Genomic DNA, 16,905 nt, shown 5'->3' with positions numbered 1-16,905 from the left:
CGGCGCTCGATCGCCGCGCAATCTCCAGATGCGCGCTTTACCTGTCGAGTGAATTGTGGCGTTCTTGTCCATATTATGGACAAGAGACCTTCTCCCAAAGTCGCCCATAGCGCGCTGGAACCGCGACAGGGCGCGCAGGCGATCCGGCGCGCGCTCGCGGTGCTGCGCATTCTTGCCGCAGGCCGCGAGGACGGCGTGCCGCTGGCCGAGGTCGTGCGGGCGACCGGCCTCACCCGTCCGACCGTGCATCGCATCGTCCACGTGCTGATCGAGGAAGGCATCGTCGAGCGGCACGATCGCACCGGCCGCTACGCGATCGGCAACCAGGTGCCGGAACTGGCGCTGGCACGGGCGCGGCCGTCGCGGCTGCTGGTCGCGGCAAATCCGTCGCTGCGGCGCGCCTCCGCCGAGATCGGCGACACGCTGTTCCTGACGGTGCGGACCGGCAACGACACGCTGTGCGTCGATCGCAGGATCGGCGTCTATCCGATCCAGGTGCTGTCGATCAAGGTCGGCGCGCGCCGGCCGCTCGGCGTCTCCAGCGCCGGCGTCGCCATCCTCGCCGCGATGCCGGCGCAGGACGCGCGAAAAATCGTCGCAGCCAACGAGAAGCGGTTCGAGGCCTACCAGACCGACGTCGCAGCCGTGATGAGCCAGGTCACCGCCGCGCGGAAGCGGGGTTACAATATGAGAGAGATCGGCCTCGTGCAGGGCACCAAGTCGATCTCGACCTGGATCAAGACCCCGGACGGACAGCCCGCCGCGGCGATGACCGTCTCCGCCGTTCGGACGAGGCTCGGCCCGCGCCGCGAGCAGGAGGTCGCGGAGATCCTGCTGCGGGAGGCGCGGATCATCGAGCAGGCGATCCGGGGCAATGTCGGCTAACTGAAGGCGGCGCCGTTCGCCTCTCCCCGCTTACGGGGAGAGGCCGGATTGCATCGAAGATGCAATCCGGGTGAGGGGGACTCTCCGCGAGTCCGACTGTCACCGTGATCTCGGATGGAGCCCCTCACCCCAACCCTCTCCCCGTAAGAACGGGGCGAGGGAGCCCACCGGCGATGCGGACAGAGCTCGCCTCAATCATGTCACCGCTGTGCGCCATCCCACGGCGCTGTCAATGGGCTGACTTGGCACACCGTTTTGTGGCACAAGGGCCGCCATCGCCGACCGAGCAACGAGGCCACGCATGCCCGCGCCAAAACCGCCTGCCTTCGAGACCCTGAGCCTGCATGCGGGCCAGCATCCGGATCCCGCGACCGGCGCCCGCGCGGTGCCGATCTACCAGACCACGTCCTACGTGTTCCAGGATTCCGATCACGCCGCCGCGCTGTTCAACCTGGAGCGCGCCGGCCACATCTACACGCGCATCTCCAATCCGACCACCGGCGTGCTGGAGGAGCGGCTCGCCGCGCTCGAAGGCGGCGTCGGCGCGATCTGCACGGCGAGCGGCATGGCCGCGCTGCATCTGGCCATCGCGACGCTGCTCAACGCCGGCGACCACATCGTGGCGTCGAGCTCGCTCTATGGCGGCACCATCAACCTTTTGGCGCATACGCTGCCGCGCTTCGGCATCACCACGACATTTGTGAAGCCGCGCGATCTCGATGCGTTCCGCAGCGCCATCAAGCCGAACACCAAGCTCGTGATCGGCGAGACCATCGGCAATCCCGGGCTCGAGGTGCTCGACATCCCGAAGGTCGCGGCGATCGCGCATGAGGCAAAAATTCCGCTGCTGATCGACAACACCTTTGCGACGCCCTATCTCAGCCGGCCGATCGAGCTTGGCGCCGACATCGTGATGCACTCGGCGACCAAATGGATCGGCGGCCACGGCATCGCGATCGGCGGCGCCATCATCGACGGTGGCCGCTTTGACTGGCGCGGCTCCGGCAAGTTCGGCGTGCTGACCGAGCCCTATGGCGGCTATCACGGCATCGTCTTCGACGAGCAGTTCGGCACCGCGGCGTTCATCATGCGCGCGCGCACCGAGGGCCTGCGCGATTTCGGCGCCTGCCTGTCGCCGACCAACGCGTTCCAGCTCTTGCAGGGCGTGGAGACGCTGGGCGTCCGCATGGACCGGCATATGCAGAACACGCATTCGGTGCTGGAGGCGCTGAAGTCCAACAAGGCGGTGGACTGGGTCCTGCATCCCTCGCTTGAAGACCACACGGACTACCAGCTTGCAAAGCAGCTGCTGCCGCGCGGCGCCGGCTCGATCGTCTCCTTCGGCATCAAGGGCGGCCGCCCCGCCGGCCGCAAGTTCATCGAGTCATTGCGCATGATCAGCCATCTCGCCAATGTCGGCGACGCCAAGACGCTGGTGATTCACCCCGCCTCGACCACGCATCAGCAGATGGACGCCGAGCAGCTCAAGGCCGCCGGCATCGGCGAGGAGCTGGTGCGGCTGTCGGTCGGCATCGAGACCGCCTCCGACATCATCGACGACCTCAATCAAGCACTGCGCATCTCGCAAAAGGTCTGACACCATGAAGCTTTCCGTCAACGGGGCCGAGGTATTTGTCGCAACCGGCGGCCGCGAATTCGACAAGTCCCTGCCCGCGGTGGTCTTCATCCACGGCGCCGGCTTCGATCATTCGACCTGGGCGCTGCATACGCGCTGGTTCGCCCATCACGGCTACTCCGTGCTGGCACCGGACCTTCCCGGCCACGGCCGCTCGGCCGGCCCTTCGCTTGGCACCATCGCCGAGATGGCCGACTGGACGGCGGCGCTGCTCGATGCGGCAGGAGCTGTGAAGGCGCATCTGATCGGCCACTCCATGGGATCGCTGATCTCGCTGGAGACCGCCGCGCGGCATCCCGACAAGGTTTCCGCGCTGAGCCTGATCGGCACCGCCCCGACCATGACGGTCGGCCCGGATCTCTTGAAGGCGGCCGAGGCCAACTCGCAGGATGCCAACGACATGGTGTCGATCTGGGGCCTCGGCTTCAACGCGGAGCTCGGCGGCAGCCTCGCGCCGGGCCTGTGGATGCATGGCGGCGCGCAGGCGGTGCTGAAGTCTTGCGAGCCGGGCGTGCTGTTCAGGGATCTGTCGGCCTGCAATGCCTACGCGAATGCGCTGACCGCTGCCGCGAGCGTCAAGGTGCCGGCGACGCTCATCCTCGGCGAGCGCGACATGATGACTCCGGCGAAGGCGGGCAAGGCGCTCGCGGCCGCGATCCCGCATGCGAAGACCGTCGTGGTGCCGGGCGCCGGCCACATGATCATGGCCGAGCGCCCGGATGAGTTGCTGGCCGCGCTGAAAGGCTGAGCCCGGCTCAAGACCCCGGCGTCCACTTCCAGACGATGTCGGAGACATTGACCGGCTTCGGGATCAGGCCGAGCTTTGCGAAGCGGTCGGCAACGACCTGCTGGCTCTTGACCACCTCGGCATCGATCGGCACCACACGATAATTGGAGCGGGCGACGAAGCGGCGGATCGCTTCGATGTCGACGCCGGTCGCCTCGGCCTGCGCCTTCGCCACGTCCTCGTGGTGCGAATCCGCCCATACGCCTTCGGACGCGAAGGCCGTGTTGAGCTTCGCAACGAGCGAGGGATACTTCTCCACGAAATCGGCGCCGGCGATGTAGAAGGCGTTCGGCTTGTGCACGTCCTTGTCGAAGGCGATGACGCGCGCATTCTCCTTCAGCTCGGCGAGCGCGAGATAGGGATCCCAGATCGACCAGGCGTCGACCGAGCCCTTCACGAAGGCCGCCGTCGCGTCGGCCGGCGCGAGCGGCGCAGGCGTGATGTCGGACCAGGACAGGCCGGCCTGCTCGAGCGCCGCGACTAGCAGATTATGCGCGCTCGATCCCTTGCCGAAGGCGACGCGCTTGCCCCTGAGATCGGCCAGTGCGTGAATCGGCGAGTCCTTCGGCACGACGATCGCCTGGGTGTTGCCGTCCGATTTCACCGCGGCGACGTAGCGGATCTTTGCGCCGCCCGCCTGCGCGAAGATCGGCGGGGAGTCGCCGACATAGCCGAAATCGACGCTGCCGACATTGATCGCCTCCAGCAGCGGTGGACCGAACTGGAAGTCGATCCACTTGATCTCGATGCCGAGCGGCCTGAAGGCGTTTTCGAGCGTCTGACGCTGACGCACCGCCGGGAAGAAGCCGCCCTTCTGGGTGCCGATGCGGATTTCCGCTGGCTTGTCCTCCGCGTGCACGGGTGCAGCCAGGGCTGTCGCGAGCAGGAGTGTCGTTGCGAGCATGTGTCGTCGAGTAATCATATCGCGGTCCTTTCGGTGGGATCAGTTGGCGAAGAGTTGCAAATTCGCGCGGCGGCTCCGCTCGGAGAACACCGCGCGCGCGGCCCGCTCGGCTTCGCGCGCCGAGCGGAACTGGCGGCCTTCGAGGCTGTCGAACAACCGCTCGGAGGAAAAGAAGCGGAAGCCGCGCGCGTCTCTTGTGATGATGCCGGCGGCGCGGTCGTGGATTTCGATGATGTAGGCGTTGGACTGGGCTTCGAACTGGGCTTCAAACTGACCTTGGGACATGACTGCTCATTCGCCGCGATTGCGACGTTCCTGTCTTGAGATTTGCGATGGGACGTACTGAGAGGGAGGCGCTCAGCAGCAACAACAGGCGCCGGTGGCCGCCGAGAAACAGCGCCGCGTCATGCTCGGGTGCATGTCGTCCGGATTACGCTGGTGATCGGTTCTCATATTGCGGCTTCGGCTCGAGGAGCAGCTTCGATGCCGCAAATATCGAGCGATCGACGCGATTGGTCAATGAAATGGCTATCCATATTTACGAGCGACACGTTCGGCCGCTTCTCCCGCCGCAAGCGCCCGCAGGCAGATTCATCTCGCGACGAGTTCAACACGCGCGAGCGGCGCACATGATAGGCTCCGGCGGGCGCAAAACAGAGGATTGGGAGATCCCGGCATGGCAAATGACCTGAAGGGGCGCACAGCGCTCGTCACCGGCGGCTCACGCGGGATTGGCGCCGCGGTCTGCCGCCTGCTGGCCGAGGCCGGCGCGGCGGTGGCGATCAACTGCCGCGAGCGGATCGGGCAGGCCGAGCAGCTGGCGGGCGAGATCAACAAACGCGGCGGCCGCGCCATCGCCGTTGCCGCCGACGTATCGCAGCGCGAGGCCGTCGCTGCAATGGTCGCACGCGTCACGGCGGAACTCGGGCCCATCGACATTCTCGTCAACAATGCCGGCATCGCCATCACGCGCGGCGTCGACGACCTCACCGAGGACGATTTCGACCGCACCATCCTGGTCAATCTGAAATCCGTCTTCCTGTGCACGCAGGCGGTGCTGCCGGCGATGCGATCGAAGAAATGGGGGCGCATCGTCAACATCTCCTCCGGCGCGGCACGCGGCGCCGGCTCGATCGGCCCGCACTACAACGCATCCAAGGCCGGCATGGAGGGGCTGACGCGCGGCTATGCGGCGCGGCTGGTGAAGGATGGCATCAACGTCAACGCGGTGGCGCCGTCGCTGATCGAGACCGACATGATGAGCGGCCAGCCCCAACTCGTCAGCCGCATCCCGCTCGGCCGCTTCGGCACGGCGGATGAGGTGGCGAAGGCGGTGATGCTGCTGGTCGACAATGCCTACATGACCGGCCAGACTATCGCGCTGAGCGGCGGGATGGCGTTTAACTAGGGGACTTGGCGTCTGCGGCACGCGCCCTCTTCCAGGCTCGATGAACGCCGTAGGGTGGGCAAAGCGGAGCGTGCCCACCATTTCTATCCAGGTGTTGGATATGCGGTGGGCACGGCGCAAGTGCGCCTTTGCCCACCCTACGATTCTGGACTCGCGGAGAGATACCCCTCACCCGTCTCGCCGCTTCGCGGCGAGCCACCCTCTCCCACAAGGGGAGAGGGTAAGAGCATCACCACATCGTCGCTGCGGCACGCGCCGCCCAGCCGCGGTCGTACTCCTCGCCGCCGACCTTGTTCTGGCTCATCTCGGCGAGGATCTCGCCGGGCGTAGGCAGCGTCTTCGGGTCGATGCGCTTGTCCGGATTCCAGAGATCGGAGCGGACGATGGCGCGGGCACACTGGAAATAGATTTCGTCCACATTCATCACCATGACGCTGCGCGGCGCCTTGCCTTCGACCTTGAAGGACGCCAGCAACCCGGGATCGATCGACAGATGCGCACGGCCATTGGCGCGGACCGCATTGCCGGAGCCGGGGACCAGGAACATCAGGGACATGCGCGGGTCGCGCAAGATGTTGCGCAGGGAATCGACCCGGTTGTTGCCGCGGCGATCCGGCAGCATCAGCGTCTTGGGGTCGTGAATGCGGACGAAGCCGGGCAGATCGCCGCGCGGCGAGCAGTCGATGCCCTCGGGCCCGATGGTGGCGAGCGCCGCGAACGGCGCCTTCTCGATGAAGACGCGATAGAGCGGCGTGACATGGTCGGCGACTTTCACGGTCGAGGCATCGTTGGTGGCGCCGTAGATGGCCTCTAGCTGTTCGACCGTTTCGATCACCGACATTCTTCCACTCTCCTTTGCGCCGACGGTTACTCGCGCCAGCTTTCGTTCCTGATCACGCGCACGAGCTGGCGGCTGTGATAATCCGCGCTGCCGGCGTTGAGGATGGTGACATCGGCCTGCGCCGATGCGTCCTCGACGCTGCGGGACAGCCGTTCCGCGATATTGCCGTCGCTGTGCCGGGCGCGGGCGGCAAGCCGCTGCGCCAGCACGTCCGGCGGCGCCGTGATGGCGACCACGACGACATTGGCATAGGCCTGACGCAGCGCGGCAATCACGGTGCGCGAGACGTTGACGACGACGGCGCGGCCGGCGCGGATGTCGTCGTTGATTTCGAGCGGTAGCGCGTAGGAATGCCCATGCGCGTCCCAATGCACGGCGAAATCGCCGTGATCGATCCCGCGCCGGAATTCGTCCGGGCTCATGGCAATATTGTCCTCAGCCGCGGAGGACTCACGCGTCACGACGCGACGCGGAAAGACGACGTCGTGATCGTCGATGCAGGCCGCCTGCGCCAGCTGCAGCAAGGTGTCCTTGCCGGCGCCGCTGGGACCGACCACGAGCACGAGCCGGCCAGGGCCGATCGCACCCGCCTCGCCCTGCGCCATGGTCGCGATCTCGCTCATGCGACCCGGCCTCCCTCGCGCCAGACGCTGCGGACGACGGGAACGCTGCCCGCGATGTGCACCCGGATCAGGTCGGCGCGCTTGCCGACCGCAATCTCGCCGCGGTCGGAGAGACCAACCGCTTCGGCCGGCGCTTTCGTCACGGTGCGCACCGCCGCCGGAAGGCTGATCGCGGGCACATGTTCAGGCAATTGCAGCGCGGCCATCAGAAGGCTCGATGGAATGTAGTCCGACGAGAGAATGTCGAGCAGGCCCTCGCGGGCAAGATCGACCGCGGCGATATTGCCGGAGTGCGAGCCGCCGCGCACGACGTTGGGCGCGCCCATCAGGATGTCGATGCCGGCCTGATGCAGGCCGCGCGCGGCCTCCAGCGTGGTCGGGAATTCCGCCACCGAGACGCGATCGCGCACGGCGTCCGCGACATTCTCCTCGGTGGTGTCGTCATGGCTTGCCAGCGGAATGTTGTATTGATGCGCCAGCGCCACGATCTCGCGCATGTTGGTCGCCGCATAAGCCTTTTGATACTCGAAGCGCTTTGCGAACAGCTCGTCGAGCTGGGCATCGGTCTTGCCGCCGTTCTTGCCGCGGTAATAGTCGCGCAGCTTGCCCTCGTCGCGGAACTGGCGCTGGCCGGGCGTATGGTCCATCAGCGACATCAGCTTCACGTCGGGACGGTCGATCAGCTCCTTGGCCTCCTCGACCACGCTCGGCATCGGGATTTCGCAGCGCAGATGCAAGAAGTGGTCGGCGCGCAACAAATCAGCATCGCGCGCGGTCGTGATCGCGGCGGCGAGCACGCCGGCGCGGCCGTCGACTTCCTCAGCGCCGTCCTCACGCCAGACCCGGAGCGAGTCGAACACGGTCGTGATGCCCGAGGTCGCGAGCTGGCCGTCGTAGGAGACGACGGCGGCGACCGGATTCCAGAACACTTTTGGGCGCGGCACGTAATGCGCCTCGAGATGATCGGTGTGGAGCTCGATCAGGCCGGGCATGATGAGGTCGCCGCCGGCATCCTCCGCACCCGCGGGTGCCCTGCCCTCGCCGATCTCGGCGACGCGCCCATTTGCGAGAGCCAGCCAGCCCTGCTCGATCACCCGGTCTGCCAGCACGATCCTGGCGTTGGCGATCACGGTGTCCTTCGGCTTGGCGTTCATTTCAATTTCCTTCAGGCGGCGGCGGCAAAGCTGGTCACGTCAACAATACGGTCGGCAATCAGATGGCGGATTTCGTCGTCATGGACAATGGCGACCATGGCGACGCCCTGGCGCTTTTTCTCGGCGATCAGCTCGACCACGACGGCGCGGTTGGCGGCATCGAGCGAGGCGGTCGGCTCGTCCAGCAACAGGATCGGCAGGTCGGAGATGAAGCCGCGCGCGATGTTGACGCGCTGCTGTTCGCCGCCGGAGAAGGTCGCGGGCGGAAGCTGCCAGAGCCGCTCAGGGATGTTGAGGCGGTGCAGCAAGGCACCCGCCCTCTGCTGCGCCTCGGTTCGGGCCATGCCGTTCACGATCAGCGGCTCGGCGACGACGTCGATGGTGGCGACCCGTGGCACCGCGCGCAGGAACTGGCTGACATAGCCGATGGTCGCGCGGCGCACGTTGAGGACCTGCCGCGGCTCGGCGGTGGCCAGATCAATCAGCGCGCCGCGATGGCGGATGCCGATGCGGCCGGAATCGCAGCGGTAATTGCCGAAGATCATCTTCAGGATCGACGACTTGCCGGCGCCGGACGGGCCCGACAGCACGACGCATTCGCCGGGGTTCACCTGGAAGGTCACGCCGCTGACGACAGGCAGCTCGATGCCGCCCTGCAGGTGCATCGTAAAGGTCTTCTTGGCATCAGTGACGTCGATCATGGCGGTCATCAGTGGGCTCATGGCGGCAGAATCGAGGAAACGAGGAGCTGAGTATAAGGCTCACGGGGATCGTCGAGCACCTGGTCGGTGAGACCGGTCTCGATCACGCGGCCGCCCTTCATCACCATCACGCGGTGCGACAAAAGCCGCGCGACCGCGAGATCGTGGGTGACGATGACGACGGCGAGGTTGAGCTCGGCGACGAGGCTGCGGAGCAGATCGAGCAGGCGCGCCTGCACGGACACATCAAGGCCGCCGGTGGGTTCGTCCATGAACACCAGCCGCGGCTCGGTGACGAGGTTGCGGGCAATCTGGAGGCGCTGGCGCATGCCGCCGGAATAGGTCCGCGGTGCGTCGTCGATGCGCGCCGTGTCGATCTCGACACGGGTGAGCCAGTCGGACGCGGTGTCGCGGATGCGGCCGTAGTGATTCCATCCCACCGCCATCAGCCGCTCGCCGACATTGGCGCCGGCCGAGACCGCCATGCGCAGGCCCTGCGCGGGATCCTGGTGCACGAAGCCCCAGTCGGTGCGGAACAGGAAGCGCCGCTCGGCTTCGCCGAGCGTGGCGAGATCGCGGGTGACGCCGTCGCGCATCCGGTAGGTGACGTGCCCGCCGCTGGCCGCGAGCTGGCCCGACAGCAGTTGCAGCAGCGTCGACTTGCCCGAGCCGGATTCGCCGACGATCGCCAGTACCTCGCCGGAATAGAGCGAGAACGACACGTCGCGGCACGCGGCGATGCGGCCGTAGGACTTGCTGAGCGAATTCGCAACCAGCAGCGGCTCATCGTTGTCCAGCATGTCGTGATCAGCCATTTGATGTCTCCTGCGCCTTCTCCTTGTACGGCGCAGCGCTCAGGCTGCCGTGATGGCCGGCGGCCTGACGGCCCTCGCAATAATCGGTGTCGGAGCAGACGAACATGCGGCCGCCCTTGTCGTCGGTGACGATCTCGTCGAGATAGGAGTTATCCGCGCCGCACAGCGCGCAAGGCGCGTTGAAGCGATACGGCTCAAAGGGGTGATCCTCGAAATCGAGCGACACAACTTGCGTATAGGGCGGGATCGCGTAGATGCGCTTCTCGCGGCCGGCGCCGAACAATTGCAGCGCCGGGCAATTGTCCATCTTGGGATTGTCGAACTTCGGCGTCGGCGACGGGTCCATCACATAGCGCGCGTTGACCTTGACCGGATAGGCGTAGGCGGTCGCGATGTGGCCGAAGCGGGCGATGTCCTCATAGAGCTTCACATGCATCAGGCCGTATTCGGCGAGCGCATGCATGCGCCGCGTCTCGGTCTCGCGTGGCTCGAGGAACCGCAGCGGTTCCGGGATCGGCACCTGATAGACCAGCACCTGGTTCTCGTTCAGCGCGGCCTCGGGGATGCGGTGACGGGTCTGGATCACGGTCGCCGCGTCGGTCGCCGTCGTGGTGGCGACGCCGGCAGTCTTGGCGAAGAACTTGCGGATCGAAATCGCGTTGGTGGTGTCGTCGGAACCCTGGTCGATCACCTTCAGCACGTCCTCAGGACCGAGGATCGCGGCGGTGACCTGCACGCCGCCGGTGCCCCAGCCATAGGGCATCGGCATTTCGCGGCTGGCGAACGGCACCTGATAGCCGGGGATCGCGATCGCCTTCAGGATGGCGCGGCGGATCATCCGCTTGGTCTGTTCGTCGAGATAGGCGAAATTGTAGGCGGGCGCGTTCATTCCGCGGCCTCCTTCATGGCATCGGGCGCATTGGCCTCGGCAAACTCCTGACGCAGCTTGCGCAGCAGGCCGAGCTCGGACTGGAAGTCGACATAGTGCGGCAGCTTCAGATGCTCGACGAAGCCGGTCGCCTGGACATTGTCCGAATGCGACATCACGAATTCTTCATCCTGCGCCGGCGCGAGCGCCTCTTCGCCGAGCTCGCGGGCACGCAGCGCGCGATCGACCAGCGCCATCGACATGGTCTTGCGCTCGCTCTGGCCGAAGGCGAGGCCATAGCCGCGGGTGAAGCAGGGTGCTTCCGTGGCAGAACCCTTGAACTGGTTGACCATCTGGCACTCGGTGAGCTCGATCGAGCCGAGCGGCACGGCGAAACCGACGTCCTCGGCGAGGAATTCGACCTCGACCTCGCCGAAGCGGATCTCGCCGGCGAAGGGATGGTTGCGGCCGTAGCCGCGCTGGGTGGAATAGCCCATCGCCAGCAGGAAGCCTTCGTCGCCGCGCGCGAGATTTTGCAGGCGCACGTCGCGGTCGGCCGGGAAGTTCAGCGGCTCGCGCGTGAGATCGCCGACGCTGGCGCCGGCCTCGGCCTGCGGCGAGGATTCGATCAGCCCATCGCGGCCCAGGATATCGGTCACGCGCGGCGTCGGCGCGGTCGAGGCTTCGGCCGTCGCCGGCGCGTCCGGCACAAATCCCTCCGCGAGCGAGGGATCGAGCAGGCGGTGCGTATAGTCGAAGGTCGGCCCGAGGATCTGGCCGCCGGGAATGTCCTTGAAGGTCGAGGACACCCGCCGCTGCACCCGCATGGCGCCGGTGTCGACCGGCTCACTCGCGCCGAAGCGCGGCAGGGTGGCCCGGAAGGCGCGAACGAGGAAAATCGCCTCGATCAGATCGCCCCGCGCTTGCTTGATCGCGAGCGCCGCGAGCTCACGGTCATAAAGCGAGCCTTCGCTCATAACGCGGTCCACGGCCAGACCAAGCTGCTCCGAGATCTGGTCGAGCGTGACTTCCGGCACGCTTTGATCGCCGCGCCGCGCATTGGCGAGCAGGCGATGGGCGTTCTCGATGGCGCGTTCGCCGCCTTTGACTGCGACATACATGCTATTCACTTCCCTTGTTCGCGACGCGCGTGGTGCGCGGGATCGCAACCACGGCATCATCGGCGACCAGCACCACGTCGATGCCGCGCGGAAACAGCGCCTCGTTGACGCGCAGCCGCTCGAACAAGTCGGCGGGCTTGATCGAGGCCCGGAGCGTCGCGACGCCATCGATGCCGGGGCCGCGCAGCTCGAAGCCCCGCCCCGCGTCAAGGCTATCGACCTGGAGGATCAACGTGGTCGACCGGTCCGGGTATTCGCTGGTGCCAAGCGCGAAGCGCTCGAGCGCCGGAAGCAAGGCGCCATCGCTGATCAGGGCAAAGCTCGCGATCGAGGAGTCCTGAATCACCGGCGCGCCGGTGTGGAACTTGAGCCATTTCACGACTTCCGAGCTTTCCGACATCCGCGCATCGAGCCAGAGCGGCGTGTCGTGATCGAACAGCGTCAGCGCGATCGCGGCGGCGCCGCGCATCATCGGCCCGGGTGTGCCCGCCATCGGCACGATGCGCTGGACCGAACCCGGCCGCGCCATCGCGTCCATGACCGAGCGAAAGGTCGATTGCGCCGACAGCACCTTGTCGGCGAACCCCGGCGGCAGTTCCGCAATCGTGGTCATGATCTCACCCCTCACCGCGCACCATGGTGTAGAAATCAACCTTCGTCGCGGCGGTCTCGGCCGCCGCCTGCTTGCGCCGGATCGTAAGCTGCTCGCGCAACGGTGCGATAACGTCCCGCTCGACCGATGCGGAAAAATCCCGCGACTGCACCAGCGCATCGCACAGAGCGATCAGCCGCGCCTTCTCACCGTCGCGTCCGAGCGTGTAGCCGAAGCCGACCTCGCCGCTCGCGAGCCGCACCGCGGCACGCGACACCGTGGCTTCGCCGAGGTTGAACGGGGCGCCGTCGCCGCCGACCCGGCCGCGCAGCATGACGAGGCCGTTTTCCGGCGCGCGCAGATCCTGATGGGCCGGGAGGGCGAAAGCGCGGAGGCGAACGGCGATCTCGCCCGCCTCCGCGTGCGCCAGCACGGCCATCGCGGCCTTGCGCTGGGCTTGCTGATTGTTGTGCTGCGTCACCCGATCCACCGAACTTGCCGAACTCAAGTTGTCTATGATAGTAGACAACTTCATACGGAAGCGCCATGACTGTTTCGTGACAAGCGTGTGATTTTCGGGCTAGGCTGACCGGCGATATGAGCATGCAGGACACCGCCTCCACGGGCGTCGCGCTATGGCGCCTCGTTGCCGACGGCATCGAGCGCGGCATCGCCGACGGCCGCTTCGCCGCCGGCGACAAGCTGCCGGGCGAGATGGAGATCGCCGAGACCTATCGCGTGAATCGCCACACCGTGCGGCGGGCGCTGGCAGCCCTTGCCGAGCGCGGACTGGTGCGTGCCGAACGTGGCAGCGGCACCTATGTCGAGGCGCAGCGCATCGCCTATCCGCTGCGCTCGCGCACGCGCTTCTCGGAGATCGTCGGCGCCGGCGGCCGTGAGCCGCGCGGGCAGTTGATCGAGGCGTCCGACGACGTCGCGACGCGCGAGCTGGCGCGCGAGCTGGGCCTGAAGGTCGGCGCCCCGCTGGTGCGGATCGAGGCGATACGCCTCGCCGACCGCACCCCGATCTGCGTCTCCACGACGTGGCTGTCGGCGGAGTTGTTTCCGGGCGCGGGCAGCGTGTTTGCCGCAACGCGCTCGATGACGAAACTGCTCGAACACTTCGGCGTCCGCGACTATCGCCGCGGCGCGACCCGGATCACCGCCGGCATCGTCGACGCGACCGACGCTGCACGGCTCGATCTGCCGCTGGGACGGCCGATCCTCGTGGTCGATGCCACCGACCACGGTCTCGACGGCAAGCCGCTGGTGACGAAGCATTCGCGCTTTGCCGCCGAGCGGGTGGAGTTTCTGGTGGAGAACGGCTGAGATGCAGCCTGCTCTTCCCCCCGCAAGAGGAGGAGGAAGAGCAGCGCCTGCTACTCCTGCATCATCTCGCCGCTGCCGCCGAACTCGGCGGGGAAGTCCTTCAGCTTGGGCAGGCCGTCGCGCATCGGCAGCACCGCCTCGGCGTAGTTGACGTGGACGCCGGGCGTGAACGCCAGGGTGGGGATGGTGGCGGTGAAGACGTCGGTCAGGCCGAGCGGCGGGTGATTGGTCATGAGATGGCCGCCGCACTTCCTGCAATATTTGCGTTGGCTGAGCGGCGTCTTGGCGAAGGTCTCGACGTGCTGCGCGCCCTCGGTGATGCGCACCGCGTCAGGCTTCCACAGGCTGAAGGCGTTCACCGGCCCGCCGGACCAGGACCGGCAGGAGCCACAATGGCAATAGCCCATCGCCTCCGGCGCACCCGTGACCTCGACCGTAACCGCGCCGCAGAAGCAGTGTCCGACATGTTTCATTGGGTCGTCTCCGTTGATGAAGGTTGGAAATCCTCTCCCCGCTCCGGTTCACCGAGATTTCGGCGAAGGCGGATGCGGGGTCGCGACGAGCTTCGCTCGCGTTGGTAGCCTCGAAGGGGAATCACTCCGAGGGACGTTGAAGGCTAGAGTCCGGCAAGGTCCGATACGCGCCTCGGCGCCGCCGCGCGTCCTCCTTTCGGCGGACGCGCGTGCAGAGCGCGAAAACTAAACTGACCGGCGCCAGGGAATAAGCATCGACACGCGTTGTTTGTACTGCCGGTATTCGTCGCCGAAGAGATCAATGAGGTCGCGCTCCTCCAGCGCGATGCCGACGAAGATGTAGATCGTGGTCACGGCCGCAAACAGCAGATGTCCCGCGGTCATGACCGGAGCCGCCCAGAACGCGACGATGAAGCCGAGATAGATCGGATGACGGACAAACTTGTAGAGCAGCGGCGTCTTGAAACGCGGCGGCGTCGCTTCCTTGCCGACGAGATGGTTGGTCACCTGATGCAATCCGAACAATTCGAAATGGTTGATGATGAAGGTCGAGGTGAACACCAGCACCCAGCCAGCGAAGGACACCGTGACCAGCGTCACGGCGAGATCCGGGTCCTCGACCTCCCATATGACGGTCGGCAGCGGACGCCACTGCCAGAACAGGAGCAGCAATGACAGACTCGCGAACAACACATAGGTGCTGCGCTCGATCGGTTTGGAGACGAACTGCGTCCACCACGTCTTGAAGCGCTGGCGCGCCATCACGCTGTGCTGGACGGCGAACAGCGCCATCAGGAGCAGGTTGATGATGACGGCCTCAGCCGTCGACGTGTCGGTTCCGGTGTCGATGGTCTTCGGCACCACCAGCCCCATCACGAAGCCGATAGCGTAGAGAATGGTGACGAAAAACACGAGATACGCCGCAATTCCGTACAGAAAGGCGATGAACTTGAAAATGCGAGAGCCCGTAACCTCCGGGCCGATCGAATGAACCTGGTGATCAATTTGGGACATGGAAAGCTCCGTTGTGCCGAGGCATCGGCACTGTTTGGTCTTCGCACCATGCCGGATCGGACGTTCCATGGCTTTTGCGGACGGTTGATTTTCGCCTGAGACGACTTTGATTTTTGCTTGAGACGACAGAAACGTGCGATTTTGCTTTGAAAACAACGTGCTCGACGGCGACCTGCGCGAACTGACCTGCGCCGGGGTCGCCGTGCCGTTGCAGCCCCAGGTGTTCGATCTGCTGCTCTACCTCGTCGCGCAGCGGGCCCGAGTGGTCAGCAAGGATGACCTGATCAGCCAGATCTGGAGTGACCGGATCGTCTCGGATTCCGCCCTGAACAGCCGGATCAATGCCGCGCGCAAGGCGCTCGGCGACGACGGCGCGACTCAGCGGCTGATCAAGACGATCCCGCGCAAGGGCTTTCGGTTCATTGGCGAGGTCCGGGAAGATGTGGCAGTCACACTGGCGCCTGCGGAACCCGCCGCGGCCCCAGCACGCACTGTTGCGGACCGCCCGGCGATCGCGGTGCTCGCCTTCGAGAACATGAGCGGCGATCCCGAGCAGGACTATTTCGGTGACGGGATCAGCGAGGACATTCTCACTGCCCTGTCGAAGCAGCGCTGGTTCATGGTGATCGCCCGCAACTCGTCCTTCATCTACAAGGGACGCGCGGTCCACATCAGGCAGATCGCCGAGGAGCTCGGCGTCCGCTACATCGTCGAAGGCAGCGTGCGCAAGGCGGACAAGCGGGTGCGCATCACCGCCCAGCTCAACGACGCGGCGTCAGGCAGCCATCTCTGGGCCGAGCGCTATGACCGCGAGCTCGTCAACGTCTTCGCCGTGCAGGACGAGATCACCAACGCGATCGTCGCGGCGATCGAGCCGCAGATCCACGCAGCGGAGAATTTTCGCAGCCATCGCAAGCCGCCCGCGAGCCTCGACGCCTGGGATCTGTTGATGCGCGCGCTGTCGCACTACTGGCGCGTGACGCGGCAGGATCACGAGGCCGCACAGGCGCTGCTCGAGCGCGCGATCGGGATCGATCCGAATTACGGCCAGGCGCTGTCGGTGCTGGCGGCGAACCACATGTTCGGCGCGCATCTCGGCTGGGTCGAACTGGCCAGGGTGGCGCCAATAGCGGAAGCCGCCGCGCTGGCCGCGGTGCGCTGCGATCATGAGGACGCCTGGGCGCATACCGGGCTCGGCAGCGTCTACTTCTCGACGCGCAGGCTTGCGGACGCGCTGTCCGAGTTCGAGCAGGCGCTCGCGCTCAATCCGAACTTCTCGCTGGCGCAGGGCTATTACGCGCTGGCGCTGTCCTATGCCGGGCGATCGAAGGACTCGTTCGAGGCGGCGCAGAGGGCGATCCGGCTCTCACCGCGCGACCCGTCGCTGGCGATCTATCACGGTATCGCCGGCTATGCGCGCTTCACCGAGCGGCGCTATGACGAGGCCATCGCGCTCGCGCGCGAGGCGATCCGCCATCGCGGCGACCTCACCGGCGCCTATCGCGTGCTCGCCGTCTCCGCCGGCATGACCGGCGACGGGATGCTTGCCGAGATGGCGCTGGGCGAGCTCCGCCGCACCCAGCCGGGCATCTCGCTGCACTGGATCGCGACGCAACTGCCATGGGCCAGTGACGCCGATCGCGAGCACTATCTGGAAGGATTCCGCCGGGCGGGGTTGCGGTGACACCTCTTGCCTTCCCTTGAACGGCAGGGGAATAGCATTTGAGAGCGGTTCCTGCGGCCATCCTTCGAGA

At 66.1% G+C, this 16,905-nt stretch carries 19 protein-coding genes; 6 read left to right on the top strand and 13 right to left on the bottom strand.

What is annotated here, in order from left to right; genetic code table 11:
* Positions 1-75 precede the first annotated feature (75 nt).
* The 3 genes from BJA_RS06265 (at position 76) to BJA_RS06255 (ending at position 3,269) form a co-directional block, all read left to right on the top strand.
* Positions 76-885, top strand: coding sequence for an IclR family transcriptional regulator (locus BJA_RS06265; RefSeq protein WP_038965302.1), 810 nt, complete (start codon positions 76-78; stop codon positions 883-885).
* Positions 886-1,186: 301 nt separating this feature from the next.
* Positions 1,187-2,482, top strand: a complete 1,296-nt coding sequence (locus tag BJA_RS06260; protein WP_011084053.1) for an O-acetylhomoserine aminocarboxypropyltransferase — start codon at positions 1,187-1,189, stop codon at positions 2,480-2,482.
* A gap of 4 nt (positions 2,483-2,486) precedes the next feature.
* Complete coding sequence (locus tag BJA_RS06255) at positions 2,487-3,269, top strand: alpha/beta fold hydrolase (protein ID WP_011084052.1); 783 nt, start codon at positions 2,487-2,489, stop codon at positions 3,267-3,269.
* Positions 3,270-3,276: 7 nt separating this feature from the next.
* Here the strand turns inward: BJA_RS06255 and BJA_RS06250 are convergent, their stop codons facing one another.
* Entirely contained in the window at positions 3,277-4,230 is a 954-nt protein-coding gene (locus BJA_RS06250) for an aliphatic sulfonate ABC transporter substrate-binding protein (RefSeq protein WP_011084051.1), read from the bottom strand.
* Positions 4,231-4,251: 21 nt separating this feature from the next.
* Complete coding sequence (locus BJA_RS06245) at positions 4,252-4,497, bottom strand: hypothetical protein (protein ID WP_011084050.1); 246 nt, start codon at positions 4,495-4,497, stop codon at positions 4,252-4,254.
* 391 nt (positions 4,498-4,888) lie between these two features.
* Between BJA_RS06245 and BJA_RS06240 the strand changes: the two genes are divergently transcribed.
* Positions 4,889-5,620, top strand: coding sequence for an SDR family NAD(P)-dependent oxidoreductase (locus BJA_RS06240; RefSeq protein WP_011084048.1), 732 nt, complete (start codon positions 4,889-4,891; stop codon positions 5,618-5,620).
* A 229-nt stretch (positions 5,621-5,849) separates the two neighbouring features.
* Here the strand turns inward: BJA_RS06240 and BJA_RS06235 are convergent, their stop codons facing one another.
* From BJA_RS06235 to phnG, 9 genes are read right to left on the bottom strand one after another with little or no spacing between them, the layout of a single operon-like run.
* A complete protein-coding gene (locus tag BJA_RS06235; RefSeq protein ID WP_011084047.1) occupies positions 5,850-6,461 on the bottom strand; it encodes a pyridoxamine 5'-phosphate oxidase family protein in 612 nt (203 codons plus the stop codon).
* Positions 6,462-6,487: 26 nt separating this feature from the next.
* Positions 6,488-7,084 (bottom strand): phosphonate metabolism protein/1,5-bisphosphokinase (PRPP-forming) PhnN, encoded by a 597-nt coding sequence (gene phnN, locus BJA_RS06230; RefSeq protein ID WP_011084046.1) that lies wholly within the window; start codon positions 7,082-7,084, stop codon positions 6,488-6,490.
* Positions 7,081-8,238 carry an alpha-D-ribose 1-methylphosphonate 5-triphosphate diphosphatase gene (locus tag BJA_RS06225; protein ID WP_011084045.1) on the bottom strand — a complete coding sequence of 386 codons (1,158 nt, stop codon included), beginning with the start codon at positions 8,236-8,238 and terminating at the stop codon, positions 7,081-7,083. The genes phnN and BJA_RS06225 overlap by 4 nt, the downstream gene beginning before the upstream one ends.
* Positions 8,239-8,249: 11 nt before the next feature.
* Positions 8,250-8,948, bottom strand: coding sequence for a phosphonate C-P lyase system protein PhnL (phnL, locus tag BJA_RS06220; RefSeq protein WP_038965301.1), 699 nt, complete (start codon positions 8,946-8,948; stop codon positions 8,250-8,252).
* 8 nt (positions 8,949-8,956) lie between these two features.
* Positions 8,957-9,754, bottom strand: a complete 798-nt coding sequence (gene phnK, locus BJA_RS06215) for a phosphonate C-P lyase system protein PhnK (RefSeq protein WP_011084043.1) — start codon at positions 9,752-9,754, stop codon at positions 8,957-8,959.
* Positions 9,747-10,643: an alpha-D-ribose 1-methylphosphonate 5-phosphate C-P-lyase PhnJ gene (locus BJA_RS06210; protein ID WP_011084042.1), complete on the bottom strand. Its 897-nt coding sequence runs from the start codon at positions 10,641-10,643 to the stop codon at positions 9,747-9,749. Before BJA_RS06210 ends, phnK begins: the two co-directional genes overlap by 8 nt.
* Positions 10,640-11,743, bottom strand: a complete 1,104-nt coding sequence (locus BJA_RS06205; RefSeq protein WP_011084041.1) for a carbon-phosphorus lyase complex subunit PhnI — start codon at positions 11,741-11,743, stop codon at positions 10,640-10,642. Before BJA_RS06205 ends, BJA_RS06210 begins: the two co-directional genes overlap by 4 nt.
* A gap of 1 nt (position 11,744) precedes the next feature.
* Positions 11,745-12,356 carry a phosphonate C-P lyase system protein PhnH gene (phnH, locus tag BJA_RS06200; RefSeq protein WP_038965300.1) on the bottom strand — a complete coding sequence of 204 codons (612 nt, stop codon included), beginning with the start codon at positions 12,354-12,356 and terminating at the stop codon, positions 11,745-11,747.
* Positions 12,357-12,360: 4 nt separating this feature from the next.
* On the bottom strand, positions 12,361-12,825 hold the full coding sequence (gene phnG / locus BJA_RS06195) for a phosphonate C-P lyase system protein PhnG (RefSeq protein WP_162494051.1): 465 nt from the start codon (positions 12,823-12,825) through the stop codon (positions 12,361-12,363).
* Between the two features lie 107 nt (positions 12,826-12,932).
* Between phnG and phnF the strand changes: the two genes are divergently transcribed.
* On the top strand, positions 12,933-13,664 hold the full coding sequence (gene phnF, locus BJA_RS06190; RefSeq protein WP_011084038.1) for a phosphonate metabolism transcriptional regulator PhnF: 732 nt from the start codon (positions 12,933-12,935) through the stop codon (positions 13,662-13,664).
* Between the two features lie 50 nt (positions 13,665-13,714).
* On the opposite strand, the gene BJA_RS06185 is transcribed toward phnF, so the two are convergent.
* Entirely contained in the window at positions 13,715-14,137 is a 423-nt protein-coding gene (locus BJA_RS06185; protein ID WP_011084037.1) for a GFA family protein, read from the bottom strand.
* 225 nt (positions 14,138-14,362) lie between these two features.
* Entirely contained in the window at positions 14,363-15,151 is a 789-nt protein-coding gene (gene mddA / locus BJA_RS06180) for a methanethiol S-methyltransferase (protein ID WP_028173676.1), read from the bottom strand.
* Between the two features lie 133 nt (positions 15,152-15,284).
* Between mddA and BJA_RS06175 the strand changes: the two genes are divergently transcribed.
* Positions 15,285-16,835: a winged helix-turn-helix domain-containing tetratricopeptide repeat protein gene (locus BJA_RS06175; RefSeq protein WP_011084035.1), complete on the top strand. Its 1,551-nt coding sequence runs from the start codon at positions 15,285-15,287 to the stop codon at positions 16,833-16,835.
* Positions 16,836-16,905: the final 70 nt, after the last annotated feature.

This window comes from Bradyrhizobium diazoefficiens USDA 110, assembly GCF_000011365.1.
Lineage (GTDB): Bacteria > Pseudomonadota > Alphaproteobacteria > Rhizobiales > Xanthobacteraceae > Bradyrhizobium > Bradyrhizobium diazoefficiens.
The sequence above is the reverse complement of the archived record's forward strand: the minus strand, read 5'-3'. Positions and strand labels throughout refer to the sequence as shown.